Raw genomic sequence first — 847 nt, 5'->3', positions numbered from 1 at the left:
GCCGGGGCGGCTTTTTTGTTTTCCGTTTTCCTCTGTACTCTGTCGGTGGGATGTGGGATTCTGTGCGGGCCGCATGAAGCGCTGACACCGCGTGCGGCCTTGGTCAGAGGTAGGCCGTGACGGAGCCGCCGCAGACGGTGGAAGCCCGTCAACCAAAACCAATCATGAACAGAATGTTTCTAACCCCTTGGTACTGAGTCGATTTTCAGCTATCTCATGGGGTGATACGCGAAGAGGGACGGATTCGCCCCCGCCCCTCTTCAATTCCACACAGCGTCTGAACCGCCTGTGGAAATACTGCTACTACACGTAACGGCGCTGCCTATGCAGCGTCAAGCGGTATCGGTCAAGGCGGTTCATCACTTTTATGATGAAAGCCAAACTTATGGCCTCAAGACCCGAATATAGGCGTCCCTCCCGAAAATTAACAGAGAGCGATGCCGCTGTTATTATCAACCGCATAGGTTCCGGAGAGTTCCAAAACCGGATTGCTGCCGATTATGACGTTAACCACGGGCGCATCTCGGAGATCAAGAAAGGGAAAAGGTTCCCTGATCTTCCGCGCCCGTGGAAGTGGAAATAACTCTGAAAAGGCGGCGTCTTCGGGCGTCGCTTTTTTTCGAACCATTGAGGATTGCTCAATAGTTCACCCAAACGGATCACGCCGCCTCTTCGCCCGCAGCATAGCCACCGCCAGCCCGCACGACGCGGCCAGCGATGACAGGGCAGTCCCGACCCAGAACCACCAGTGCGTGAATAGGTCAGGCATTTCGTTTCTCTGTTTTTTTTGTTGGTGGTGTTTTTTGCGTTGACACCAATTCCATGACCCGCTTATATCGGGTCATAG

The 847-nt window shown here is 54.1% G+C and carries 1 protein-coding gene; it reads right to left on the bottom strand.

Annotated elements, in window-relative coordinates:
- Positions 1–646: 646 nt before the first annotated feature.
- The gene (locus GVI59_RS19330) at positions 647–769 is read right to left on the bottom strand and encodes a hypothetical protein (RefSeq protein WP_277876445.1); all 123 of its coding nucleotides are present in this window, start codon (positions 767–769) and stop codon (positions 647–649) included.
- Positions 770–847: the final 78 nt, after the last annotated feature.

The organism is Acetobacter sicerae (assembly GCF_011516765.1).
GTDB lineage: Bacteria > Pseudomonadota > Alphaproteobacteria > Acetobacterales > Acetobacteraceae > Acetobacter > Acetobacter sicerae.
This window is presented reverse-complemented; position numbering and strand designations above follow the sequence as displayed.